Origin of the sequence: Desulfoscipio gibsoniae DSM 7213, from assembly GCF_000233715.2 — a bacterium.
GTDB classification, from domain to species: domain Bacteria; phylum Bacillota; class Desulfotomaculia; order Desulfotomaculales; family Desulfallaceae; genus Sporotomaculum; species Sporotomaculum gibsoniae.
On sequence record NC_021184.1, the window covers coordinates 2,530,541 to 2,555,013 of the forward strand.

Annotated in this window: 22 protein-coding genes and 2 pseudogenes; 8 read left to right on the plus strand and 16 right to left on the minus strand. The window is 47.9% G+C overall.

The window, feature by feature from the left end:
- Positions 1–82: 82 nt before the first annotated feature.
- The 9 genes and pseudogenes from DESGI_RS24575 to purE all read right to left on the minus strand — a co-directional run.
- Positions 83–270 (minus strand): annotated as a pseudogene (locus DESGI_RS24575) (transposase domain-containing protein); the annotation flags it as partial.
- Positions 271–557: 287 nt separating this feature from the next.
- Positions 558–1,823, minus strand: coding sequence for a phosphoribosylamine--glycine ligase (gene purD / locus DESGI_RS11890; RefSeq protein WP_006521629.1), 1,266 nt, complete (start codon positions 1,821–1,823; stop codon positions 558–560).
- A gap of 39 nt (positions 1,824–1,862) precedes the next feature.
- The gene (gene purH, locus DESGI_RS11895; protein WP_006521630.1) at positions 1,863–3,404 is read right to left on the minus strand and encodes a bifunctional phosphoribosylaminoimidazolecarboxamide formyltransferase/IMP cyclohydrolase; all 1,542 of its coding nucleotides are present in this window, start codon (positions 3,402–3,404) and stop codon (positions 1,863–1,865) included.
- A gap of 225 nt (positions 3,405–3,629) precedes the next feature.
- Positions 3,630–4,241: a phosphoribosylglycinamide formyltransferase gene (gene purN, locus DESGI_RS11900; protein WP_006521631.1), complete on the minus strand. Its 612-nt coding sequence runs from the start codon at positions 4,239–4,241 to the stop codon at positions 3,630–3,632.
- A 41-nt stretch (positions 4,242–4,282) separates the two neighbouring features.
- Positions 4,283–5,326 (minus strand): phosphoribosylformylglycinamidine cyclo-ligase, encoded by a 1,044-nt coding sequence (gene purM / locus DESGI_RS11905; protein ID WP_006521632.1) that lies wholly within the window; start codon positions 5,324–5,326, stop codon positions 4,283–4,285.
- A gap of 50 nt (positions 5,327–5,376) precedes the next feature.
- Positions 5,377–6,813, minus strand: a complete 1,437-nt coding sequence (gene purF / locus DESGI_RS11910) for an amidophosphoribosyltransferase (RefSeq protein WP_006521633.1) — start codon at positions 6,811–6,813, stop codon at positions 5,377–5,379.
- Positions 6,814–6,850: 37 nt separating this feature from the next.
- A complete protein-coding gene (gene purC, locus DESGI_RS11915) occupies positions 6,851–7,555 on the minus strand; it encodes a phosphoribosylaminoimidazolesuccinocarboxamide synthase (RefSeq protein WP_006521634.1) in 705 nt (234 codons plus the stop codon).
- Positions 7,556–7,709: 154 nt separating this feature from the next.
- Positions 7,710–9,005: an adenylosuccinate lyase gene (gene purB, locus DESGI_RS11920; RefSeq protein WP_006521635.1), complete on the minus strand. Its 1,296-nt coding sequence runs from the start codon at positions 9,003–9,005 to the stop codon at positions 7,710–7,712.
- Entirely contained in the window at positions 9,002–9,535 is a 534-nt protein-coding gene (gene purE, locus DESGI_RS11925; RefSeq protein ID WP_006521636.1) for a 5-(carboxyamino)imidazole ribonucleotide mutase, read from the minus strand. The genes purB and purE overlap by 4 nt, the downstream gene beginning before the upstream one ends.
- A gap of 675 nt (positions 9,536–10,210) precedes the next feature.
- Between purE and DESGI_RS11935 the strand changes: the two genes are divergently transcribed.
- Genes DESGI_RS11935 through DESGI_RS11945 form a run of 3 tightly spaced genes read left to right on the plus strand, consistent with a single transcriptional unit; the run spans position 10,211 to position 11,392 of the window.
- Positions 10,211–10,426, plus strand: a complete 216-nt coding sequence (locus tag DESGI_RS11935) for a helix-turn-helix domain-containing protein (protein WP_006521637.1) — start codon at positions 10,211–10,213, stop codon at positions 10,424–10,426.
- Positions 10,427–10,445: 19 nt separating this feature from the next.
- Positions 10,446–10,646 (plus strand): C1 domain-containing protein, encoded by a 201-nt coding sequence (locus DESGI_RS11940; RefSeq protein ID WP_006521638.1) that lies wholly within the window; start codon positions 10,446–10,448, stop codon positions 10,644–10,646.
- Positions 10,643–11,392, plus strand: a complete 750-nt coding sequence (locus DESGI_RS11945; RefSeq protein WP_006521639.1) for a Fic family protein — start codon at positions 10,643–10,645, stop codon at positions 11,390–11,392. Before DESGI_RS11940 ends, DESGI_RS11945 begins: the two co-directional genes overlap by 4 nt.
- 129 nt (positions 11,393–11,521) lie before the next feature.
- On the opposite strand, the gene guaA is transcribed toward DESGI_RS11945, so the two are convergent.
- The 3 genes from guaA to DESGI_RS11960 all read right to left on the minus strand — a co-directional run bounded on the left by guaA (position 11,522) and on the right by DESGI_RS11960 (position 14,484).
- Positions 11,522–13,063 carry a glutamine-hydrolyzing GMP synthase gene (gene guaA / locus DESGI_RS11950; protein WP_006521640.1) on the minus strand — a complete coding sequence of 514 codons (1,542 nt, stop codon included), beginning with the start codon at positions 13,061–13,063 and terminating at the stop codon, positions 11,522–11,524.
- A gap of 102 nt (positions 13,064–13,165) precedes the next feature.
- A complete protein-coding gene (hpt, locus tag DESGI_RS11955) occupies positions 13,166–13,711 on the minus strand; it encodes a hypoxanthine phosphoribosyltransferase (protein WP_006521641.1) in 546 nt (181 codons plus the stop codon).
- Positions 13,712–13,788: 77 nt separating this feature from the next.
- Positions 13,789–14,484: a hypothetical protein gene (locus DESGI_RS11960; RefSeq protein ID WP_006521642.1), complete on the minus strand. Its 696-nt coding sequence runs from the start codon at positions 14,482–14,484 to the stop codon at positions 13,789–13,791.
- A gap of 152 nt (positions 14,485–14,636) precedes the next feature.
- Between DESGI_RS11960 and DESGI_RS25185 the strand changes: the two are divergent.
- Both DESGI_RS25185 and DESGI_RS11965 read left to right on the plus strand, forming a co-directional pair.
- Positions 14,637–14,951: pseudogene (locus DESGI_RS25185) on the plus strand (nucleotide pyrophosphohydrolase); the annotation flags it as partial.
- 18 nt (positions 14,952–14,969) lie between these two features.
- Positions 14,970–16,280: a DUF1015 domain-containing protein gene (locus DESGI_RS11965; protein WP_041285421.1), complete on the plus strand. Its 1,311-nt coding sequence runs from the start codon at positions 14,970–14,972 to the stop codon at positions 16,278–16,280.
- 170 nt (positions 16,281–16,450) lie between these two features.
- Here the strand turns inward: DESGI_RS11965 and DESGI_RS26445 are convergent, their stop codons facing one another.
- Together DESGI_RS26445 and DESGI_RS11970 are read right to left on the minus strand one after the other, a co-directional pair.
- Positions 16,451–16,600: a DUF1540 domain-containing protein gene (locus DESGI_RS26445; protein ID WP_353740033.1), complete on the minus strand. Its 150-nt coding sequence runs from the start codon at positions 16,598–16,600 to the stop codon at positions 16,451–16,453.
- Between the two features lie 14 nt (positions 16,601–16,614).
- Positions 16,615–18,279: an ABC1 kinase family protein gene (locus DESGI_RS11970; protein WP_006521644.1), complete on the minus strand. Its 1,665-nt coding sequence runs from the start codon at positions 18,277–18,279 to the stop codon at positions 16,615–16,617.
- Between the two features lie 413 nt (positions 18,280–18,692).
- On the opposite strand from DESGI_RS11970, the gene DESGI_RS11975 reads away from it, so the two are divergent.
- The 3 genes from DESGI_RS11975 to DESGI_RS11985 all read left to right on the plus strand — a co-directional run bounded on the left by DESGI_RS11975 (position 18,693) and on the right by DESGI_RS11985 (position 22,332).
- The gene (locus DESGI_RS11975) at positions 18,693–20,618 is read left to right on the plus strand and encodes a DUF294 nucleotidyltransferase-like domain-containing protein (RefSeq protein ID WP_157872771.1); all 1,926 of its coding nucleotides are present in this window, start codon (positions 18,693–18,695) and stop codon (positions 20,616–20,618) included.
- Between the two features lie 23 nt (positions 20,619–20,641).
- Positions 20,642–21,373, plus strand: a complete 732-nt coding sequence (locus tag DESGI_RS11980) for a 3'-5' exonuclease (RefSeq protein ID WP_006521646.1) — start codon at positions 20,642–20,644, stop codon at positions 21,371–21,373.
- A gap of 152 nt (positions 21,374–21,525) precedes the next feature.
- Entirely contained in the window at positions 21,526–22,332 is an 807-nt protein-coding gene (locus DESGI_RS11985) for a 2-phosphosulfolactate phosphatase (RefSeq protein WP_041284876.1), read from the plus strand.
- An 88-nt stretch (positions 22,333–22,420) separates the two neighbouring features.
- On the opposite strand, the gene DESGI_RS11990 is transcribed toward DESGI_RS11985, so the two are convergent.
- On the minus strand, positions 22,421–23,527 hold the full coding sequence (locus DESGI_RS11990; protein WP_006521648.1) for an SIR2 family protein: 1,107 nt from the start codon (positions 23,525–23,527) through the stop codon (positions 22,421–22,423).
- Positions 23,528–23,795: 268 nt separating this feature from the next.
- Complete coding sequence (locus DESGI_RS11995) at positions 23,796–24,473, minus strand: ATP-binding cassette domain-containing protein (protein ID WP_006521649.1); 678 nt, start codon at positions 24,471–24,473, stop codon at positions 23,796–23,798.

Consider the following 24,473-nt stretch of genomic DNA (forward strand, 5'->3'; position numbering starts at 1 on the left):
ACCTTGATTACAAATTGGGGATTAAATATGCTTATTTATATACTCGGCAGACAATGGGTAAAGTATCTGACCAGGGGAGATCTTATCTAAGTCCCTGATCCTTAGTATCCAGGTTGGGAAGTTTCTCAAAGAGATAGCTTAGATAGATAAAGGGATTAAGCCCACTCTCCTTGGCTGTTTCAATAATGCTGTAAAAATAATACTAGCGAATGAGCCACGCGGGGTGTTTGCGAATGTCCAATTTTTTCCTATTACGAATGGCTTAATGTTCAAAGGTACATTTATGTGCCTTTTTTTTATATTTAGGAAGGGGGGGGTTCTTTAAGAACAAAAAAATATTTGCATAAAGGTTAAAAGAGTTGCGAGAGGAAAATAGGTATAACTCAAAAAGCATTGGTAGATTTTCTTGAAGTTAAACAAAGTACAGTTGGTTCAGGACATATAAACAAAGTGGAGACCCTCATTTTACAAGGGTTTCCACTTTTTAAGTTAAAATAACCGCGTTGGCTGGCGGTACCCTACAATATTTTTACTAATCTTAAATTAGCTCAGGTTAACTACTTATTGATAGCCTTTTTACCTATATCCTTGCGATAATGCATGCCGCTAAACTTCACCCGAGATACGCCTTGATAAGCCAGTTCAATAGCCTCGGGGATACCCTCGGCCCGCGCGGTTATGCCCAGCACCCGGCCGCCCGCTGTAACCACCTGACTACCTTTAAATGCCGTGCCCGCATGAAAAGCCACCACATTCTCGGGCAGATTATCAAGCCCGGTGATCACCTCACCTTTACCGTACGAACCGGGATACCCGCCGGAGGCCAGCACTACACAGACACAGGCGCCGTCATACCAGCGCAAATCAACTTTATATAATTCGCCCGCCAGGAGAGCCTCCATCACATCAACCAAATCTGACTCCAACATCATCAGCAGAGGCTGGGTTTCCGGGTCACCGAAGCGGGCGTTAAACTCCAACACTTGCGGTCCCTGTTCAGTCATCATCAGCCCGGCGTACAGCACCCCCCGGTAGGGGCGATCCTCGGCGGCCATGCCGCGCACAGCTGGGATCATCACTTTCTCCAGCACCTGCTGCCTAAGCTCCGGGCTTAAAACAGGTGCCGGTGCATAAGCCCCCATGCCGCCGGTATTCGGGCCAGTATCATTGTCATATACCTGTTTATGATCCTGAGCCGCCAACATGGGCACCACATGCTCACCATCGGTGAAGGCCAGCATGCTGACCTCTTCGCCCCGCAAGCACTCTTCCACCACCACACGTTGGCCCGCTGCACCGAATATTTTGCTTTCCATGATATCATTTACCGCAGCCAATGCCGTTTGCTCATCCCCGGCCACGATTACACCTTTACCGGCCGCCAGCCCGTCGGCCTTGATTACACAAGGACCTCCAAGCTGCTTAATATAATCTTTGGCCTGGTGGGCACTGTCAAAAACAGCGTACCGGGCAGTGGGTATAGCATACTTATGCATGATTTCCTTGGCCAGCACTTTGCTGCCTTCTATTTCCGCCGCCCGCTGCCGGGGTCCGAATACAGGGTAGCCCTCTTTTTCCAGCGCGTCTACCAGACCGGCTACCAGCGGCACCTCCGGCCCCACCACGGTTAAATCAATTTTCTCCCTCCGAACCAGATCAATAATGGCCGGTATGTTTTTGTCCTTGATATCCACGCATTCCGCCAGCTGCGCAATACCGGCGTTACCCGGCGCACAGAATATTTTTTTTGCCCGGGGACTTTGGCTGATTTTCCAGGCCAGTGCATGCTCCCTGCCGCCGCCCCCCACGATTAAAACCTTCATTGGCATTTCCCCCCAAAGCTAATCCATACCAGCACTAAACTAGTGCCGGAAGTGACGCATGCCCGTAAATACCATAGCTATATCGTGCTCATCAGCCACGGTAATGGACTCAGCATCGCGCATTGAGCCGCCGGGCTGAATAACAGCACTAATACCCGCCGCCACCGCTTCCTCCAGGGTATCCGAAAATGGGAAAAAGGCATCCGAGGCCAGCACTGCGCCACGGGCCCCGTCACCGGCCTGTCCCAGGGCTATTCGGGCTGAAGTGACCCGGTTCATCTGCCCGGCCCCCACGCCCAGCACTTTTTTATCCTTAACCACCACGATAGAGTTGGATTTAACGTGTTTCACCACGGCCATAGCAAAAATCAAATCGTCCATTTCGGCCTGGGAAGGAGCACGTCGGGTAACTACTTTGATTTTCTCGGAATCAACCACGCCCCGGTCAAAGCCCTGCATCAACAGACCACCGTTCACTTTACGCAAATCAAAGCGGTCGCTGGTCGGGCCGGTCAGGGGTCCGGTTTTTAAAATGCGCAGGTTTTCCTTTTGCTTCAATATGGCCAGAGCATCATCATCATAATCCGGCGCGATCACCGCTTCCAGGAATATTCTGTTCATTTCACGGGCCGTGTCCGCATCAACTGCGGCGTTAAAAGCCACGATACCGCCATACGCCGACACCGGATCGCCCTCATAAGCCATGCTATAGGCATCAACCAGTTTGGACGCACTGGCCACCCCGCACGGGTTATTGTGCTTTACTATTACAGCCGATGTGTCATCAAATTCTTTTACTGCCTCAAAGGCAGCGTTAATATCCAGTATATTGTTATAGGAAAGCTCTTTGCCATGCAGCTGCACAGCGTTGGCCACGCAGGCCCCGGCCACCGAAGGATCGCGGTAAAACGCCGCCTGCTGGTGGGGATTTTCACCATAGCGCAGTGTTTGCACCAGCTCATATTTTTTCTCCCAAACCGCAGGAAATTCACCGGCCGGCTGGTCGAGACCGGTCAGATAAGCGGTTATGGCTGTATCATAAGATGCAGTGTGGGCAAAGGCTTCTTTGGCCAGGTTCAAGCGAAATTGCTCATCAATATCACCCTTTTGGACAGCTTCCAATACTTCGGCATAACGCTGCGGGCTTACCACCACCAACACATACCGATAGTTTTTAGCCGCCGCGCGCACCATCGTGGGACCGCCGATATCGATATTTTCAATGGCCTCTTCCAGAGTAACCCCGGGTCTGGCTACCGTTTCCTTGAAGGGGTAAAGGTTGACTACCACCAGGTCAATGGGGGTAATGTTTTGTTCCTGCAGCTGGTTTAAGTGCTCATCAGTACGCATGGCCAAAATACCCCCGTGTACATTGGGGTGCAGGGTTTTGACCCGGCCGTCCAGTATTTCCGGAAAGCCGGTGACATCAGTTATGTAGGTAACGGGAATGCCGGCCCCGCGCAGCGCCTTGGCGGTACCGCCGGTGGAAACTATCTCCACCCCCGCCTGCACCAGCCCCCGGGCAAATTCCTCCAGCCCGGACTTATCCGAAACGCTGATTAACGCACGCTTCACTGTCATTTTTTTTACCTCCTCATATTAAACGAATAATCTGAAGCAACGGGGACGGCCCTGTTGCTTCCTTTGATTGCCTGGAAGCAGGGGGACGGTTCTGTTGCTTCTTTGGTTGCCTAAGTCAAAGGCATTTTTCTCCAGTAAAACTTCCAATTGAACCTTTTGAGAACTTTTACTCTGCTCCCCCCTGGAGGAAGCAGGAGAACCATCCCCGTGCTTCCCCCGTGCTTCTTACGCCCCTATACGTACTATTCTTCCCTCAATCACCAGCTTATCAGTGCAGTAAAGGTTAATTGCCTCGGGATATATCCGGTGTTCCTGTTCCAAAATACGCGCAGCCAGGGTATCTGCGGTATCATCGTCGTAGACCGGTACCACTGCTTGCAGTATAATGGGTCCTGTATCCATGCCATCGTCCACAAAATGCACCGTACAGCCACTGTATTTAACTCCGTAGCGCCAGGCCTGCTCCTGCCCGTGTAGCCCGGGAAACGCCGGCAGCAGGGCGGGATGGATATTCATGACTCGCCCGGCAAATGCATCCAGCATTGTAGTGCCCACCAGCCTCATGTAGCCGGCCAGGCACACCAGGTGAACACCATGTTCCATTAAAACCTTGACAATATATCTTTCATATTCCGCCTTGTCGGTATAATCATCAATGTTTACCGCCACGGCGGCAATACCTGCCCGCCGTGCCCTTTCCAGAGCGTAGGCATCGTTATTATCACTAATTACCACCGCCACCCGGGCTGGTATTCGTCCTGCCGCGCAGGCATCCATAATGGATTGCAGGTTGGAACCCCGACCCGATGCAAGCACACCTAGATTTTTTTTCTCCATGTGACCTCCCCCGCAAAAACCACCAAAATATTTAAGGCAATCTAGATTAACTGCACTTTTCCATTGCCCTCAATAACCCTACCGATCACGCGGGCATCTTCACCGCGGGATTTGAGTTCAGCAATAATATCTTCGGTCTGTGCAATAGGCACCACCAGCACCATGCCAATGCCCATATTAAACACCCGGTACATTTCACCGGTTTCTACCGGCCCTTCCTGGGCGATAACTTTAAATACCGCCGGTATTTCCCATGTACCGGTATCTATTTGTACCGCTGTTCCTTTAGGTAGTATCCGGGGCAGGTTTTCCACCAGGCCGCCGCCGGTGATATGGGCCATTCCTTTGACTTCAAACTTATCCAACAGCGGCAGCACAGCTGATACATATATCCTGGTGGGGCGCAGCATTTCCTCGCCCACGGTACAACCCAGTAACGGGTGCACTTGATGCACTTGATATCCCGTTTTATCAAGTAATACGCGGCGGGCCAGTGAATAACCGTTGCTGTGCAAACCCGAGGCGGCAAGTCCGACCAACACGTCGCCCGGCATAATGGTGCTGCCGTCGATGATCTTGTTTTTATCCACTACTCCTACTGCAAAGCCGGCAATATCGTACTCACCAGCCCCATAAAAATCAGGCATTTCGGCAGTTTCCCCGCCGATAAGAGCACAGCCCGCCTGGCGGCAGCCCTCAGCCACTCCGGACACAATATCCGCCACCTGCTCCGGCTTTAGCTTGCCCACAGCCAGATAGTCCAGGAAAAAAAGCGGCTGGGCACCCAGGGTAAGTATATCGTTAACACACATGGCCACGGCATCAATGCCAATGGTATTGTGCTTATCCGTCAAAAAAGCCACCCGTAGTTTGGTACCCACCCCATCTGTGCCGGAAACCAACACAGGCTGGCGATACCTTGCGATATCCAGTGCAAATAACCCGCCAAAGCCCCCAATGCCGGTGAGCACCTCGGGACGCAAGGTGCTGTGGACAGATTTTTTCATCATGGCCACAGCGCGGTTGCCGGCATCAATATCCACACCTGCATCCGCATAAGTCATTGTTTTTTGTTTTTGTTCCAAACATGCATTCCCCCAATGGTTCATGTTGCTAACCATAGCCAGTAACCGGTTTACTCAAGGCTGTATTTGCCTGTTTCCTGTGGTTTCACTACCTCTACCGGGTAATTACCGTCAAAGCAGGCGGTACAAAAACTATCCCTGGAGGCGCCGAATATATTTAATAGCCCCTCCAGAGAAAGATAATGTAAACCATCGGCGCCGATTTGACGGCGAATATCTTCCGTGGACATCTTGGCGGCAATCAACTCCTGCTCATTGGAGGTATCAATGCCGTAGTAACATGACCGGGTAATGGGGGGAGAACTGAGACACATGTGCACTTCTTGCACACCACAGTCCCGTAACAAAGCAACGATTTTATTGCTGGTGGTACCCCGTACAATAGAATCATCCACCATGACCACCCGTTTGCCGGCCAGCACCTCCCTTATCGGGCTGAGCTTAATGCGCACCGCCAAATCCCGCATATCTTGAGTAGGCTGAATGAATGTACGCCCAATATAGCGGTTTTTCATTAATCCCTCTTCAAAGGGAATACCGGATCTTTCAGCAAAGCCCCGGGCCGCTGCAGTGCCGGAGTCGGGCACAGGTATGACTATATCAGCCTCCACCGGGTATTCTTCAGCCAGCACCCGCCCCATGGCACGGCGCACCTGGTTGACGTTAAATCCATCGATGGAGCTATCCGGCCGGGCAAAATAAATGTATTCAAAAATGCAGTGGGAGCGCCGGCGCGGTTGAAGTACCTGAAAGGACTCCAGGCCGTTTTCGTCTATAATAACAATTTCCCCGGGCTCTACGTCCCGGAGCAGGCCGGCACCCACAGTGCCCAGGGCGGCGGATTCTGAGGCCACTACATAGCCTTTATCCAACTTACCCAGGCACAAAGGCCGGAACCCGTTGGGATCACGCATGGCAATAAGTTTATCCTCAGTAAGTATTACCAGCGAGTAAGCGCCCTTGATATCAATCATGCATTTGGTCAGGGCATCCTTTAAATCGCCCCGGTTTGAGCGGGCAATGACATTGACAATTACTTCACTGTCCGTTGAGGATTGGAATACCGCACCGCCGGCCATTAACTGAGAACGTAATTCCGTTACATTGGTTAGGTTGCCGTTATGAGCCAGTGCCAGCACCCCTTCGGCATAGCGAAAAAGCAGCGGCTGGGCATTCACCGCGTGGCTGGCCCCGGTGGTGGAGTAGCGCACATGACCGATGGCTATATTTCCCTTTAATTGGCTCAACTGATCACCGGAAAACACCTCCGGCACCAGGCCCATGCCTTTATACAGCTGCACTTTTTTCCCATCGGCCACAGCAATACCCGCGCTTTCCTGGCCGCGGTGCTGCAGGGCGTAAAGCCCGTAGTAAGTAAGTCTGGCCACATCGCACCCCGGGGCGTAAATACCGAAAACACCGCACTCTTCCCTGGGCTTGTCTGGAAAAGTTATATCGTTTGGCAATCCGGGCCGAAAGCGTTCCATTTTATCTCCCCCAGATTTTTATATTTAATAACCAGCACTATTTCGTTAACCGACGATATACTTCCTGGTAAGCTTCCTCCACGTTACCCAGATCCCGGCGAAAACGATCCTTGTCCAGTTTTTCCCGAGTATGTTTATCCCAGAATCTGCATGTATCAGGTGATATTTCGTCACCCAACATCAGCTCACCTTTATGCAGCCCGAACTCCAATTTAAAATCCACCAATTCAATATCCCGCCCGGCCAGGTGATCCCGCAGCACATCATTGACTTTTAAAGCAATTTCTCTAATCTTAGCCATCTGCTCAGGGGTGGCCAGGTTAATGGCCTGAATGTGGTCATCATTGATCAGCGGGTCGCCCAGTTCATCGCTCTTATAATAATATTCCACCACCGTTTTTTGCATCGGGGTGCCTTCTTCCAGACCCAGGCGCTTGGCCAAACTACCGGCGGCGATATTGCGCACCACCACTTCCACTAAAATAATTTGCAGTGCCTTGACCACCATTTCCCGGTCGGATTTCTCCTCCACAAAGTGAGAATCAATGCCGTTTTGGGCGAGCATACGGAAAAAATAGGCTGATATACGGTTATTTAGTGAGCCTTTATTGGTGATGGTGCCCTTCTTCAAACCGTTAAACGCGGTGGCATCGTCCTTGTATTTCACCCAGTAATAATCGGGATTGTCAGTGCGGTATACTTTTTTGGCTTTACCTTCGTAAATCTGTTCCAATTTTTCCATTAAAATCGGCCTCCATATCAAATATTTAAACCACTGTCCTGATACTAGAGTGAAAGTGATTTATCGGGCCATCGCCTAAGATATTTCCACTTCCCCTGCTATTGTTCAACTTTCAGCACCCGACACCAGAGTAAACAAAACCAATATTCCACTTTTACAGACCAAACCGCTTATAAATCTCATCCACGTTTTTCAAGTGATAACCTATATCAAATATCTCATTGATTTCTTTTTCAGGCAGTATGGCGGCCACTTCTGCATCAGCCAGCAGCAACTGCCGGAAATCCTCTCCCGTCCGCCAGCACTGCATTGCGTTGCGCTGTACCAGTTCGTAAGCTTTTTCACGGGTGAGACCGTGGTTTTCCACCAGGGCCAGCAGCACCCGCTGCGAAAAAATCAGACCGTGGGTCTTTTCCAGATTCTTTTTCATATTTTCAGGATAAACCAGTAAATTTTCCATAATGTTAATGAATTTATACAGCATATAATCAAGGGTGGTAGTACTATCGGGAATAATCACCCTTTCCACCGAAGAGTGGGAGATGTCACGCTCATGCCACAGGGGCACGTTTTCCATAGCTACCAATGCATTACCACGGAGCAATCGGGCCTGACCGCTGATGCGCTCCACCGTGATGGGATTGCGCTTATGGGGCATGGCCGATGAGCCCTTTTGCCCCTTTTTGAAATGTTCTTCGGCCTCTAAAATATCGGTGCGCTGGAGGTTTCTAATCTCGGTGGCAAACTTGTCCAACGAGCTGCCAATAACAGCCAAGGTGGTTAAAAACTCAGCATGCCGGTCCCTCTGCAGAACCTGGGTGGAAACTCGAGCCGGCTTAAGGCCGAGCCGGGCACAAACGTGCCGCTCCACCGCGGGGTCAATGTTGGCGTAGGTGCCCACAGCCCCGGATATTTTCCCTGCACTGATGGTGGCGATAGCATTTTCCATGCGCTTAATGTTGCGCTCAGTTTCCGCCACCCACAGTAACATTTTTAAACCGAAAGTGGTGGGTTCGGCGTGGATGCCATGAGTACGCCCGATCATAACGGTATAGCGATGTTCTTTGGCCTTTTCCAGTAAAACGTCCCGCAATTCATTGAGGCGTTTGAGGATTAGTTCTCCCGCTTCCTTAATCTGCAGTGCCAGAGCCGTGTCCAGCACATCCGAGGATGTCATGCCCAGATGTATATACTTGGAGGCATCTCCCACATACTCAGCTACACAGGTAAGAAAAGCAATAACATCATGGTTGGTAACTTCTTCAATTTCGTCAATACGCTCAACTGTAAAATTGGCTTTTTCTTTAATCTCCCGCAGTGCTTCAACGGGTACCACGCCCATTTCAGCCAGCGCCTCACAAGCGCAGATTTCCACCTCCAGCCATTTACGGTACTTGTTTTCTTGCGACCAGATGGCTTTCATTTCCGGTAAAGTATAACGTTCAATCAAGCTTTACTTCCTCCCTTAGCGTTTAGATACCCCTCTATGCCCAACTCCTGCAGCCGGGTTGATTTCTCTTCCACCTGCCGGGCCATTTTCTCTTTGTAGGCAATTACTTTGTCCCGCACCTCCGGTTGGCCCGCACTAACTATCTGGGCCGCCAGAATGCCGGCGTTTTTGGCCCCGTTTAACGCCACCGTGGCCACGGGTATGCCAGGAGGCATTTGTACAGTGGCATACAGAGCGTCCACACCGTTTAATGCTCCTGATGCAATGGGTACACCTATCACGGGCAGCGGCGTATGCCCGGCAATAACACCGGCCAGGTGAGCCGCCCCGCCTGCACCCGCAATAATTACCGCCAAACCCCGTTCAGCAGCCCGACGGGCGTAATCAGATGTTTTTTCCGGTGCCCTGTGCGCGGAAGATATCAAAACTTCCCAGGGAATACCGAACTCATCCAGTATATCGGCCGCCCCGCGCATTACCGGCAGGTCGGAATCACTGCCCATTACAATACCTACCAATGGTTTTTTCATCTGTCGCCTCCTCGTGGAAATATATGTACTTAAATATCATTCCCCGCCACATTGACAAGTTATATACTAAAAACAAAAATTACGCCATCGCCGGCAAAGTTACCATATCCTCTGCAACAAAAAATACCCAAGCGAGCAGGTTCATAGGAGTGAAACCTACCCGCCTGGGCTTTTATCCCGACCGGTGTAGCCGCACATGGTAATCACCCGGTGCTGCCTGTACCGCTTGGACCGAACCACCGCCACTTAGCGGTGTGGAACCCTAGGCACACTTTCTCTCATGCTGAATATTAATTTTAAATAGCATTCCAAATTAATATTAACCCAGGGTATTAAGCTAGTCAAGTACAACCATGTGAACCACCCTTCCTTTTATATATCCTTGTAAAATCATAGCAAAAGTAAAAATGGAGAGCGGATGCTCCCCAATCGCATTTCATCTTCTTTTTCTAACCCAACAATATTTCCCAAGGCACAAAAATCATCATAGTTTTGTTTTAGGTCTCGCAGAATAAAGGTTGCTACAATAGTTTATCATCTTTACCAGCTCCTTTTATCTTTGTAAGCTGGTAAAACATAAAAGTTTCTTAATGTTTATATATAAATAAAAAACATATACATTGATTTTTTAAATATATACGTTTATAATTAAACCATTGAAAAGGAGTGGTTAATGTGTCGGTATCTGAACAGCTTAAAATACTGTGTGTCAAGCTCGGGATAAGCGTTTCCGAACTCGGACGAATATCAGGGAAAAGCCCGCAGGCTTTTAGCCAAAAAATGAAGCGGGAGAGTTTTACGGTTGACGAATTGAAGCAAATTGCGGAGGCTGCTGGTTGCCAATATGAGGGGACTTTTATTATGCCTTCCGGCGAAAAGGTCACATACTAATAAAAGGGAGGTTGCTGTGTTGGATAATAGTAAGAATATTTATAAATGCAAAGCATGCGGAAAAAGCTTTACCGTGAAAATTTCAAACGCTGGATATCCTGGGGGTAAAGAGCGGGAGAACATAGATTGCCCCTGGTGCAGTGTTGAAAATGGCAGCGAAATAACAAGCGGCATTATTACCACGCATAAAGTAATTACGGAGGGCGATGTTGTCCAATGACTTTATATGATAAAATCGACCGCTACAAGGCGTCGATTGATAAGCAGCGTCCTTTTGAGGGCCACCTGCTCAATGAAATAAAGGGCTATTACCGTATTGGTCTCACCTGGTCGAGCAATGCCCTGGAAGGAAATACCCTCACCATTAGCGAGACAAAGGTGCTGCTGGAGGATGGGCTGACTGTTGGCGGTAAACCGCTTAAAGACACATTTGAGGCGCTGGGGCATGCGCAGGCGTATGACTTTATGTTCACGCTGCTGGGTAGCCGTCGTATCACCGAGGCTGATGCTCTCACAATGCACCGAATGTTTTATACAGGAATAGATGCCAAAGAAGCCGGCCACTATCGTGACCGCCCTGTATTCATAACCGGTTCCAAGTATAAAGTGTGCGACGCGAAGCTGATCGGGCAGGAGATGGCGAAACTATTTCAATGGGTCGCAGAGGAGCGGGACAAATATCACCCAGTCAAGTTCGCAGCTCAGTTACACAAGCGATTCGTATTTATTCATCCTTTTATCGACGGCAATGGTCGAATTTCCAGACTGCTGATGAACACGGCTCTCATTCAGGACGGGTACATGCTGGCTGTGATCCCGCCGGTTTCGCGTCAGGAGTATATCAGCCTGCTGGAGCGAGCCTATAAAGATGACCGACCGTTTATGGATTTCATTGCCGAGCGGGTATACGAAACACAGAAGGAAATCATGCGGCTGCTGCACATTCCATTTCCTAAAATGGCATAGCTAACCGAGCGGGCATCCCTCCATCGAGATCCCGCTTTTTTCGTACGAAAACGGTACGTTTTTGGTACGCTTTCATAGAAAACAAGACCGGAAATCCAGTGTTTAAGCTGGTTCCCGGCCTTTATGCTGTCACTCCCACTCAATGGTAGCCGGAGGCTTGGAGGTGATGTCGTATACCACCCGGTTGATGCCCTTTACCTCGTTGACAATACGGTTTGAGATGCGCTCCAGCACGTCATAAGGTATTTTAGCCCAGTCGGCGGTCATGCCGTCATGGGAGTGAACGGCCCTGATGGCAACTGTATGGGCATAAGTGCGTTCGTCACCCATTACACCGACACTATACAAATTAGGCAGCACGGCAAAATACTGCCAGATTTCCCGGTCCAGCCCGGCCCGGGCGATTTCACCGGTTACAATGGCGTCAGCTTCCTGGAGCAAAGCTATTTTTTCAGGGCTAACCTCGCCAAGTATACGCACTGCCAGGCCGGGCCCGGGGAACGGCTGGCGCCAGACTATATCGGTGGGCATACCCAGCTCCTCACCCACCTGGCGCACCTCGTCTTTGAACAGCCAGCGCAACGGTTCAATCAAAGACAGGCGCATATCCTCGGGCAGACCGCCCACGTTATGGTGGGATTTAATCACTGCCGCTGTGGCCGTACCGCTTTCCACCACGTCAGGGTACAATGTACCCTGCACCAAAAAATCTATTTCCCCTACTTTAGCGGCTTCTTCCTCAAATACCCGTATAAACTCCTCACCGATTATTTTGCGTTTGCGTTCCGGATCGGCAACCCCCTGCAGTTTATTTAAAAACCGCTGCGATGCATCCACATAAATTAGGTTGATATTAAAACCGTCACGGAAAAATTGCTGTACCGCCTCAGCTTCCCCTTTGCGCAAAAGCCCGTGGTTAACAAATACACAGGTCAGCTGATCTCCTATGGCCCGGTGCACCAGTACAGCGGAAACCGATGAGTCCACCCCACCGCTAAGGGCACAAAGCACCCGCCGGTTGCCAACCTCTTCCTTAATTTCCGCCACTGTATGCTCAATAAAGGATCCCATTGTCCAGCTTCCGGTGCAGCCGCAAATATCATACAAGAAATAATGCAGTATATCCTGCCCCCTGGGGGTGTGCACCACTTCAGGGTGAAACTGCACCGCGTACAGCCCGCGATCTTTATCTGCCATAGCGGCAACCGGGGCCTGCCCGGTGCGGGCCAGGATACTAAAACCAGGCGGCGGTGACTCCACCAGATCACCGTGACTCATCCAGCACTGATCCCGCTCGCTCATGCAACAAAGCAGGCCATCCCCGGGCATAACCTCAAGCTCTGTTTTGCCATATTCGTGCCTGTTGGCCCGGTTTACCTCGCCGCCCAGTTGAAGAGCCATTAACTGCATACCATAACAAATACCCAAAATGGGTATATTTAGTTCATATATCGCCTTGTCCACCACCGGAGCACCTTGTTGGTACACACTGGAAGGGCCTCCGGAAAATATAATGCCCCGCGGTTTTTTAGCCTTTAATTCAGCCAGCGGGGTGTTAAATGGCAGCATCTCACAAAAAACATGGCCCTCGCGAATGCGGCGGGCAATCAGTTGGCTGTACTGTCCACCAAAATCCAGTACTACGACCATCTCCCGTTCGGGTACAGACATCTTTACTTTCCTCCAATACACATACTATTTACAGTGGTCCGGTGTTGAAAGATGAAAAAATTGAAAGATTGGTACCAGGTGTCACGTAATATTTCGCAAGTTCTACTTGACGCTTTGGTAGATCTCTTTTTTCAATACGTAAATCTCAGGTAAATGACGGTACTTTTCATTGTAATCAAGTCCATATCCCACCACAAATTTATCAGGTATAGCAAAGCCATTGTAATCCACCGGCACATTTACTTCCCGCCTGGAGGGCTTGTCCAGCAGTGTGCAAATACGCACACTGGCCGGGTTACGGGCCTGTAAAATATCCAGCAGATAGTTCAAAGTAAGTCCGGTATCAACAATATCCTCAACAATAAGCACATGGCAATTTTCAATACTCTTATCCAGGTCCTTTAATATGCGCACCACACCCGTTGATTTACTGGAGGCCCCGTAACTGGACACCGCCATAAAGTCAATTCGCACATCGATATTCATGGCCCTGGCTAAATCAGCCATGAACACCACAGCACCCTTAAGTATACCCACCATCAAAAGCTCTTTACCGGCGTAGTCCCTGGAAAGAATATTTCCTAGTTCATGCACCTTTTCATCAATTTCCATCCTGGAGATTAAAACTTTTTCCACATCCGGGTGCAAAATAAATTCCTCCTGATATCAAAATCTGGATTATTATAACAAAGCTTTGAAAACATTGTCAATATACCACGTCCCTATTACATAGAAGGCGGTGTTACTTTTATCTGTTTGCCGAAATCCCACATTTGCATATTAATCTCCAGCTTATCTTTCTTACTATGCTTGCCGGTGGCCTCGATATGCGCTTTTTTAATAAACTGCTCGCCGGGGTGCACCCAAATCCGGTATTTAAAATCATCATAGTTTAATTCCATCAAGGCATTCTGGACGATGGGCTGCAATTCAAAAACTCTAAATTTATCGCCTTCAATTTCCTCAGCTGGCAGCTCTTTAATTATGGGAACATCTTTAAAATTGAAATTGCCCAGCGGGTTAAATTCAGTGACAAAAAGCTCGGACTCCACCATTTTATTCCCTTCCAGGCTGATCCAGTTATCGGACCAGTAACCTTTGATAAAGGTTTGCTCGCCAGTATGGATAAATTCCACCGGCATATCCTGCATGGTGCCGGTGATATGCACACTATCCGGGGCTACCCGCTCGCCTTTAACGTCAGAGACAACATTATCCCCTATTGTAACCAGCATGCTAAAACGAAATGAGCTGGCGTTAAGGGTTTTCTCCATAGCTAAGGCAAATAATTCTTCCGGCGGCACACTAATCTTGGCATAATATGCCCCGCCAATCCGATAAATACCTAATACCAGCAACATTGCCGCCAGTAGAGCCAACAATATCTTTTTATCCACCACCAGCCAGTGTGGCTTAGCCAAATTAATTCACTCCTTATATAAAACTATGCTACATTAAATTTATACGATATTTGGCTTGTAAATATTCCTTTTGGTAGAGCTATCCTGTTTTTTAAATATCAATTGTGTTAAAATAGGAATGTTTTAAAAATAAAGAGGGAGTGCTTGGCAAGTTGGACATACAGGAAATGCAAAAAGAAGTTGATCGCTGGATCGGTCAATTTGAAGAAGGTTACTGGCCTCCTCTGGCCATGCTGGCCCGCCTGACAGAGGAAGTCGGAGAGCTGGCCCGGGAAGTCAATCACCGGTTTGGCACCAAACCCAAAAAGCCAGACGAACCGGAAGGTGAGCTGGACATGGAATTGGCTGATATTTTATTTATTATTATCTGTTACGCCAACTCACTGGGCATTAACCTTAACGAAGCATTTATAAAAATGATGGAAAAATATCAAATAAGAGACTCCCACAGATGGACCAGAAAAAAACATACAGGAGGAAAAAAAATGGCCACCATCATTCCCCTGCACGGCCTGCGGTACAACGAAGAAAAAGCCGGAAACATCAAAGACCTGGTAACACCACCCTACGACGTGATTGACGCCACTGCCCAGGAAAAATATTATCAACTTAACCCGCATAATGTTATCCGCCTGGAATATGGCAAAAAAATACCCTCCGATAACGATACAGATAACCGCTACACCCGGGCAGCAGATTTTTTCCGCCGGTGGCAGAGCGAGGGTATCTTAAAGCAAGAGGATGAACCGGCCCTTTACCTATACCAGCAGCAGTTTGATGTCGATGGTAAAACAATGGTACGCACCGGTATAATTTGCGGTGTAAAACTGGAACCTTACGAAAATGGAGTAGTTTTACCTCACGAAGAAACCATGCCCAAGCATAAAGCCGACCGGCTGGCCTTGATGCAGGCCTGCGGGGCTAATTTCAGCCCCATATTCGGGTTGTACAGTGACCAGGAGCGTAGGATTGACCATTTGCTCCTTAATGCGGTGCAAGATTCACCCGGCAGCATTGACTTTACCGATGAGCTGGGACACGGGCACCGTCTCTGGGTAATTACAGACACAGCACTGGTTGAACAAGTACAGAAGTTAATGGAAGAGCAGCGCATCTATATTGCCGACGGTCACCACCGTTACGAAACCGCGCTGAATTATGCCCGTCAAAACCCCGACAAACCCGCTGCCGGTTATGTAATGATGACCCTGGTTAATCTATACGATCCCGGCCTGGTTATACTACCCACCCACCGGCTGGTTGTGGAAAACAAGGTGGATAAACAAACACTGTTGGCTAACTTACAAGAAGATTTTGTGGTGGAAAAAACAAATGCCACAGATGTTGGCAAAGTTATAGAATTAATGGCTGGTTTAGCGGGATTCCAGGATGATGGCGGCACCGTACACCGGCAGGTTTTCGGGCTGTATGTGGGAGAAAACGTTTATTATACATTAACATTGCGAAGTGAAGATATTATAAGTCGTAAAATGCCTACTGAGCGCTCAGCTGACTGGCGCAAGCTAGATGTATCTGTCCTACAAAAACTAATCCTGGAAAACCAGCTGGGCATAGATATGCAGGCCCTGGCCGGCGGTGATGCTATTAAATACACCCGTGACGCCCGGGAGGCAGTACAGGTAGTGGATCAAGGCCATTGCCGGTTGGCATTTTTAATGAATCCCACACTGATCGCGGAAGTTACCAAAGTAGCAGCCAACGGGGAAAAAATGCCGCAAAAATCCACTTTCTTTTACCCCAAGTTAATTACCGGGCTGGTTATTAATAAGTTTTAAATACCCGGCATACAAGCCAAGCTCATTGATAAAAAAGGGACAGGCTGTCTAAATAGCCCGTCCCTTTAATACTTTTTCGTTGCCTAAATCATAATAAGATTTTTTGCTGGTGCAGATTGAATAACTGCTACAGATTTATTTAAATGTTTTAGTTTAGCGCAAAATACTTATCATGGTAATGGCCGATACTGCGAGCACAATACATGTTCGGCTGTATTATGAGATTGATTGCTTCGAAGTTTGAAAGATACCTTGGGTGCGTTACATTTCATGTTATTGTTAAACCGGCAGTCCTCTATAAAACAATTGACCCTGCTCATAACAGTACCTTCCTTCAATAAAATTTAGACCTGATAATCATAACCAGCAACCAGAACCCCAATACCCCGGCAAATACAAAACCTATTTCCGCCAGGGGGACGCCCCAGAAAGTAATCCGCTCCCTAATCAACCATGAAGAACTTATCACCATGGCTCCTACAATAATGCTATATACCAGGCGGTTTACCATAGTGTTTAATTTTAATAAAGCCCGCCCTAAATCGGGGTTCTCAGTTTTAACCTTGATTTCTCCCCTGGTGAACAGTTCAATAATCTGGCTTAATTGTCCGGGCAGGCGGGTAAAAAGAATGTGGTAATCGTTAATATTATCCCAAAAGAACTTTCTTATACTTTCCGGACTGAACCGGTGCCGCAGCAACTTTTGCCCCAGGGGCTCAATAACTTGTACGATGCTGATTTGGGGGTCCAGCCGAGTGGCGATACCCTCGGTGATGATCAGTGCTTTGATAACCATATTAAGTTCAATAGGCACCTTGATACGGTAGCGGTAAGCCAGGTTCATAATATCCCCCAGCGATTCTGCAGCACTGACCTGCCCCAGGGGAACCTGGTAGTATTTTTCCCGCAGCTGTTCAATGTCCCTGCGTAATTGATACATGTTTATTTGCGCGGGCAGTACGCCAAAACTCATTATCGCCCGTAAAATTTCCGTGGAATCTTTGTTGATTAAGCCAAATACCAGTTTAATGACTTTATTGCGCAATTCCTTTTCCAGGTAGCCCATCATGCCAAAATCCAGAAAAGCCAGTCTCCCAGCCGGCAGTGCCAGTAAATTGCCTGGATGCGGGTCTGCGTGAAAAAAGCCATCCATTAGTATTTGTTTTAACACAGCTTCCACCAGCTGCCGGGCCATTACCGCCGGGTCGTGGCCCGCTGCCACCAGTTTGTGACTTTCTGTCAGTTTAATGCCCTCCAGAAACTCCAGGGTTAATACTTTTTTGGTTGTATAGTCCCAGTAAACCGCAGGGATGACCACATGCCGTTCCCCGGCGAAATTATGGGCCAATGTTTCGGCATGCCTGGCTTCCAGTATAAAATCCAGCTCTTCGTGTAGGATATGTTCAAACTCTTCCACCATCTCGGTAAATTTATAAATCTCCCCCCAAGTGGTGTGCCTCTCCGCCAGGCCGGCCAGGTCATACATTATTTCCATATCCACTTCCATTTTAGCCCGGATATTTGGTCGCTGTACCTTTACCGCCACCCGGCGGCCATTAACCAGCTGAGCCTCGTGCACCTGACCGATGGATGCAGCGGCCAGAGGCATGGGATTGAAATAATTAAATATTTGAGACAGCGTCTGACCAAGCTCCAGCTCCAGCAATTCTTTAATGTCCGCAAAAGATGCCGGGGGTACTTGATCCTGTAATTTTTCCAACTCTTTAATAAATACAGGTGCAAATAAGTCTGACCTGGTGGAAAAAAGCTGGCCTAATTTAATAAAGGTTGGACCCAATTCCTCCAACACCATGCGCAGGCGTACCGCTTTGGTCTCCACGGGAGCGTTTTTTTCCTCTGCGGCCAACCGCCTGGGAGGTGAAAATTCCGCCAAACCAAGGCTATTTAGCAGAAATCCAAAGCCATGCTTAACCAGCACATTGGCTATTTCACGGTAGCGCTTAAAATGCTTATAACGTTTTTGAAGCTGCAAACGCAAAAAAACCACCCCCTACTTACCACAGCCTATTAGTTTATAGAATGCCTGCATTTGCAAATCACATACAAGCAAGTGCCGGGTGTTGAAAGGTTGAAAGACAAAGCCATAGTATAATAATTGAATATATTTAGTTGTTGACTAAATACACTGTTAATAGCTTTAGTAAGAGCTTTCGAGAAGCGCAGAGACGGTTTTTGCTTTCTCATGACTTTTAGGAACCCATGTTTCCTCAAAAAAACGGAGGTTTTTCTTTTTTTTAATACGTACAATTTATGAAATATTCAAATAAATGAAGCAAAAACCCAGAGTGAGCATTAAACGTAAAGAATGCTTTATCAAAACGGGCAGATTTCTTTTGCTATTTTTAGTTAATTAAGATACATTATTTTTACCACTTGTATTTGGCACGGGAGGTGAACATTTTTAACACAACCGAGTTACTTGAAAAAATCCACCCTTTTAATGAACTGCCCGGCAGCCTGCTGGGGGATGTTGTAAAGCAGGTACGGGTGAAGACCTTTCCTAAAGGCGCATATATCTTCCGTCAAGGGGAGGCCGGACGCGGTTATCTTTATTTTATTAGTCGCGGTTCGGCGGAAGTGTTGGTAGAAAACGAGAAAGGTACTGTTTCCGTTGTCAGCCACCGGCATGAACAGGACTTTTTCGGTGAAACCGTTTTCATGACTGAAAAAAATTATCCGGGATCGGTACGAGCCAGGGAAGAAATGACTTGCGTGCTGGTTCCCAATACGGTTTTTGAACATCTTATAGATAAACAACCAGGCTTTGCGAAGCACTTTATCAAGGTTACCACCAACCGGATGCGGAGCCTTTATGAAGAACTGGTGGAAGGGCAATCGGCCGATACGGAACTTTTTACGGAAACACCGGTTTTCAGACGGCGCCTGGGCGAGATAATGGTTTCTCCGGTCATAACCTGCAAAGCAGATGAAACGGTCCATTCTGTAGCCCAAACGATGAAAGACCATGGTATTAGTTCGGTCATTATTGTTGACGGGGATAACCGGCCCATCGGTTTGCTTACAGAACGGGACCTGGTTCGCCGGGTGCTAGTGCAAGGAGCGGACTACCGTCCTGATTTACCGGCCCGGAAAGCCATGAACCCCAAGTTGGTCGTGGTGACGGTGAATGATTTCTTCTACGAGGCCCTGCTGGTCCTGGTAAAAAACCAGGCTACCCATCTGGTGGTAATGGATGAGGATAAACTGGTGGGGATTATCTCCCTAAGACACATGATTAAAACCCGCAGCACCGGTACGCTCTGGCTGTCAGACAAAGTGCGGGAACTCTCCTCCAAAAAAGACCTACCCTCTGCCGGACAGGAAATAGATAGCTTTTTAAACGGTCTGGTGGCGGAAAAAGCTTCGATTAACGAAATCTTTGAAATTATGGCCAATATACATGACCGGCTTACCCGTCGTATCCTTAAGCTCTGCGAGGAGGAAATGATACGGGAAGGCTATGGTCCCCCGCCTGTCGACTACTGCTGGTTTGAAATGGGGAGTTCGGGCCGCAAGGAACAGGCGCTGCGCACGGATCAGGATAACGGCATTATTTATGAGACCGTGCCGCCGGAATACAGCGATTTAGCTATGACCTACTTCTTACGGCTAGGTAACAAAGTTGTGGATTGGCTGGCTTTGAGCGGCTTTAAACGGTGTAAGGGAAACGTTATGGCCAACAACCCTGATTGGTGTATGGCGCTGGACAAGTGGGAAGAATTGGTCGAAGCCTGGACCCGTCGGGGGAGACCGGAAGACATCCGGAAGCTGACTATTTTTCTTGACTTCCGAGGAATTTACGGAAAGCTCTCCCTGGCCGCCAGACTGCGGGAGCACGCCATGCGTACCGTGGGCCCGTCCAAATATATTATAAACCTGCTAATTGAAGACGGGACCGGTTACCGGGTCCCACTTAACCTATGGGGTGGGTTTATGACGGAAAAATCGGGACCAAACCGGGGCGGAATAAATTTAAAGAACTCTGCCTGTATCCATCTCGTCAATTGCTTGCGCATTTTTTCCTTAAGATATGATATTCGTGAAACACCTACACTGGCCAGGCTGGCCGCCTTGGTGCAACTGGACATAATACCTCAGGGGGACGGGGAGTATTTTGAAGCGGCTTATCAAACCTTGATGCACCTGCGACTGCTGGAAAACCTGAAAAAAGTAAAGGAAAACAAAGCGCCGGACAACTTTATTGATCCGCGCCGGCTGAGCAAGCGCGAGCAGGGAATGCTTAAAGATGCATTCCAGGCCATAACCCGTCTGCAAAAAATCACCTCCACCTATCTCGGATGGCCATTGCTGCGCTAATATATCAAAAGGAGGTATATACTTTGTTCTTTCAACTGGTTGAAACCGGGAAAAAAAACACCTGCGGGAAGACACCCGAACTGGATAAGGAACTGTCACTCTACATAAAAAAACTTGCCAGCCGGGGTAAAATTAGGATTCCCAAACGGCTCAATTTAAGAGAGATTGACTTCGCTGTGATTGATCTGGAAACCACCGGCTTTTACCCGTCAGGCGGGGATGAAATTATTTCCATCGGGGCCGTGCTTATCCGAGGTGGCAGGATTTACCGGAGATTATCCTTTAACCGGCTGGTCAACCCATACCGGAACATTCCCGAAGAAGTAATACGGCTGACAGGGATTAGTCCAAACCAGGTTAGCAAAGCCTGTTCAATTTACAAGGTAATGCCCGATTTTTTAAGCTTTATTGACGGGAACGTGCTCATAGGTCATATGATTAACTTTGATCTCAGTTTCTTAAACCGCAAACTGAAGTTATGCCGGACTAAGATTTATAACAAATCGCTTGACACGGCAAACCTGGCCAAAGCACTTCTCCCCACCCTTAGTGATTATTCACTTGATGGCCTGCTGACCCGTTTCAATATCGGGAACGAGGGCAGGCACACCGCGCTGGGAGACGCATTATTAACGGCCCAACTTTTCCTGGCTTTGCTCGAACTGGGCTTTGAAAAAAATACCGCCAGGTGGTGCGACCTGGACAACTGCTTAAAGCTTAGTGAACAATCAGAATTCATTCAATTCGGCATCTGAAAACCTGCTCTTGCCCATCGCCTGAGGGCTGGCTGTGAAACTTCTAAGTCTCTAGCCATTTCAACAATACGATATTGAACAGAGATTGGCCAAAACCTATGCTAAATGGTTTTGTTAAGATGAAAATATAGGAATAGAAAGGATGAATTGTTTTGAGGGTTAAATTGATACCTGTCGCCAGCATTTCCAACCCAGATGTATTGATTGATACGATAGCGGTTGTATTTGACGTATTGCGGGCTACCAGCACAATTGTAACAGCGCTGGCCTCGGGTTACCAGCGGGTTTACCCGGTAGCCGAAGCCGATGCAGCGTTGGCTCTGGCCCGAAATCACGGCTTCACGCTGGCTGGTGAACGAGGTGGCGAAACAATAGCCGGTTTCCCCTACGGCAATTCACCATTGGAGTTTATCAACGGGCCGGAAACAGATAGCCGGCTGACGGAAAACGGTGAAAGATCAAAATCCAGCAATAACACATTAAATATTAGCGATGTGTTGGTACTTACAACCTCAAACGGTACTGGAGCCATACGCTGGGCGGCGTCTGCCAATAAGGTGATCACCGGCTCACTGCTAAATGCCCGGGCTGCAGCTCGAACAGTCTTGCGGGAAAAGCGTGATATAAGTCTTGTATGTGCGGGTACAGCAGGGTGCTTTTCACTGGAGGACACGCTGGGAGCCGGTTTTGTTTTAATGGAGGTAATAAAACAGCTCAATCAGGCAACCGGTAGGCAGCCTGCAGCAAGTGTGGATATGGATGACCTGGCAGCGGCGGCATACGGGTTGGCCCGTTATTACCACAACGACCCGCTTTCCGGGCTGCGTGCCGGGCAGCACGGTCAAAAATTGCTGCGCCTGAGTCATGAAGAAGACCTGCGCTGGTGTGCCCAATTAAACCGTTTTGACATAGCTCCTGTATTTACGGGGAAGTATATTGCCATTAACAACGCCACTTAAAGTAATAACGACCATCCCCTGCAGCATCATATCAACAATTATTTCAACAGTCATGAATAATTCTTACGTCTTACTATAGCAAGGTAGATTATCCATTGCTTCTGGTGCTGCCGGTACCCGTTAATATTTCTTTTACTAAACATTGGTTACCCAGGAAGTCAGCAAAGGAAAGTTTTATAAACTGCACGTTACTAGTTAAAGCGAGGTAATTATATTTCAAGGTTTTTGATTTAGTATTGTTAATAACTATTACTTGCTGCCCACGGGACAAACTTTTTTTAAACAAAGCCTTGAAATGCACATCAGCATCGGGGAAAGAGTAGCCAACAAATAATACTTTTTTGCAAGACCTGATTTCCCGCATAGCTTCACTAAGAATTTGCGAGATAACAAGGTGGGATATTTTCTTGATATGTGACGGTGGTATAATCAATGTTTCAAATTCCGAGGCGTCAATAGGACAATAATATTTAGCAGAACTACCGGGGTCTTCACCATTATGCTCCTCAAATAAGTCTATCTTGGTGTCCCGGGGGGTAAGTAAAACCTGTTTACAGCAATGGCAATATTTCCAGTTTAAACTGCCATGCCCCTTCATTATTTTGACAGCCTCTGGTTTTGGGTAACGGTGCATCTGTTTTTTTTCGGTAAGATCATAATTCATCAGGTGAATGCAATAATCTACATAACCCGGGCCGGGATGTATATTGCTAAATGCATCTTCCAGCAAAGTGTCATAGTTCAGGGTAAGTATTGCTATATTAGGATTATACCGACATACAGCTTCCCAGAAGGAACGATATGTTTTCCCCTGCTGGTTTGATTTGACGCTGATAACGTAATGGATAAGTTTTATTAGTCCTTCTTTTATGGCGCGAATGCGTGCATTGGGATATTGAGCATTCAGGTGTTCGTCCTGGCTAATAAAGTAATCCAAAAAGCCAAATACAGTTTCCAGCGTGGGGTAAATTCGGGCATTTACATCCCAGGCAAAGTTTTCTGCTATAAATTCCGTGACTGTTTGCCCGATTTTTGACTTGCGTATATCCGGAAGTTCATCAGACATAATTAAAGGCAATATATCCGCCTGCAGGGGGGCACCATCAGCATAAGAGGCTCCGGCACCAAATACAAAAACCACGTCCCGCCCAATGAAGTGCCCGGGATAATTAGAACTAGTTTTTGGTATGTACATATATGCATCACCTGTTATGCACCAGTGGTAATCGGAACGCTATACCGGTGCATTTTTATTTAGTGTACGAACTTAAAAAGAAACCACCAAGTCCTTTGCCGGTGGTTTTATAAATTAATTGTTTCAATTTTGGGTTTCATTTATACTAGCGCCAGCATAAACCGTTATCTTTATAAAAGATATTAAGAGCGAAATGGGTTAAGTCTCAATTATTTATTTTATAAATTGTTAATTTTAGATAATTTCAAATAGCAAATTTAACCATTCTTTAAATGTCCGCAGACAACTGCGCCACCGGTCCTGCGACAGGTACGCCCTTATTCAGAGTTAGTATCCGATCCCCCAGAAAGCCTGCGTCCTCTTCATCATGAGAAACAAGGATGAAAGGGATTTGCCAGAGTGTGTGGATATCCTTAAGCTCCTGTCTGAGTTTAAGCTTAGATTTTTTATCCAGGGCGCTGAAAGGTTCATCCAGTAACAGCAGTTCTGGTTGTACTGTCAGGGCCCTCGCCAGAGCAACTCGCTGTTTCTCACCGCCGGAAAGCTGGCTGGGGTAGCGGTCTACCAGATGGCCTACCCCGAAGGAGTTAAGCAACTCCAGGGGGTTAACCGGGGTTTCGGTCCGGTGGCGACTCTTATGGTTTTTTAGACCATACATGACGTTTTGTTTGACGGTCATGTGAGGAAACAATGCGTAATCCTGAAAGAGATAGCCCACGTTCCTCAGTCGGGTAGGTATGTTAACTTTATCCACAGAAGAATAGAGGGTCCTGTCATTTAGTAAAATGACTCCGGATGATGGTTTGCGCAAGCCGGCCAAGCAATGCAAAAATGTTGTCTTACCGGCTCCGGAGTGGCCCCAGAGCACCAGGATACGGTTGTCCAACTTCAATTCAAGTTCAAGGGTAAAGTGCCATAATTTTTTTGTAATCTTGACTTTAAGCAT

Excerpts from the sequence above, each read along its gene's own strand:
- purE (WP_006521636.1), bottom strand. The coding sequence starts at position 9,535 with ATGAAAAAACCATTGGTAGGTATTGTAATGGGCAGTGATTCCGACCTG.
- purN (WP_006521631.1), bottom strand. The coding sequence starts at position 4,241 with ATGGAGAAAAAAAATCTAGGTGTGCTTGCATCGGGTCGGGGTTCCAAC.
- purH (WP_006521630.1), bottom strand. The coding sequence starts at position 3,404 with ATGACAGTGAAGCGTGCGTTAATCAGCGTTTCGGATAAGTCCGGGCTG.
- purF (WP_006521633.1), bottom strand. The coding sequence starts at position 6,813 with ATGGAACGCTTTCGGCCCGGATTGCCAAACGATATAACTTTTCCAGAC.
- purC (WP_006521634.1), bottom strand. The coding sequence starts at position 7,555 with ATGGAAAAATTGGAACAGATTTACGAAGGTAAAGCCAAAAAAGTATAC.
- purD (WP_006521629.1), bottom strand. The coding sequence starts at position 1,823 with ATGAAGGTTTTAATCGTGGGGGGCGGCGGCAGGGAGCATGCACTGGCC.
- DESGI_RS11995 (WP_006521649.1), bottom strand. The coding sequence starts at position 24,473 with ATGCTTAAAGTCAAGATTACAAAAAAATTATGGCACTTTACCCTTGAA.
- guaA (WP_006521640.1), bottom strand. The coding sequence starts at position 13,063 with ATGTCTGTACCCGAACGGGAGATGGTCGTAGTACTGGATTTTGGTGGA.
- DESGI_RS11945 (WP_006521639.1), top strand. The coding sequence starts at position 10,643 with ATGACTTTATATGATAAAATCGACCGCTACAAGGCGTCGATTGATAAG.
- DESGI_RS11990 (WP_006521648.1), bottom strand. The coding sequence starts at position 23,527 with ATGTACATACCAAAAACTAGTTCTAATTATCCCGGGCACTTCATTGGG.
- DESGI_RS11965 (WP_041285421.1), top strand. The coding sequence starts at position 14,970 with ATGGCCACCATCATTCCCCTGCACGGCCTGCGGTACAACGAAGAAAAA.
- DESGI_RS26445 (WP_353740033.1), bottom strand. The coding sequence starts at position 16,600 with ATGAGCAGGGTCAATTGTTTTATAGAGGACTGCCGGTTTAACAATAAC.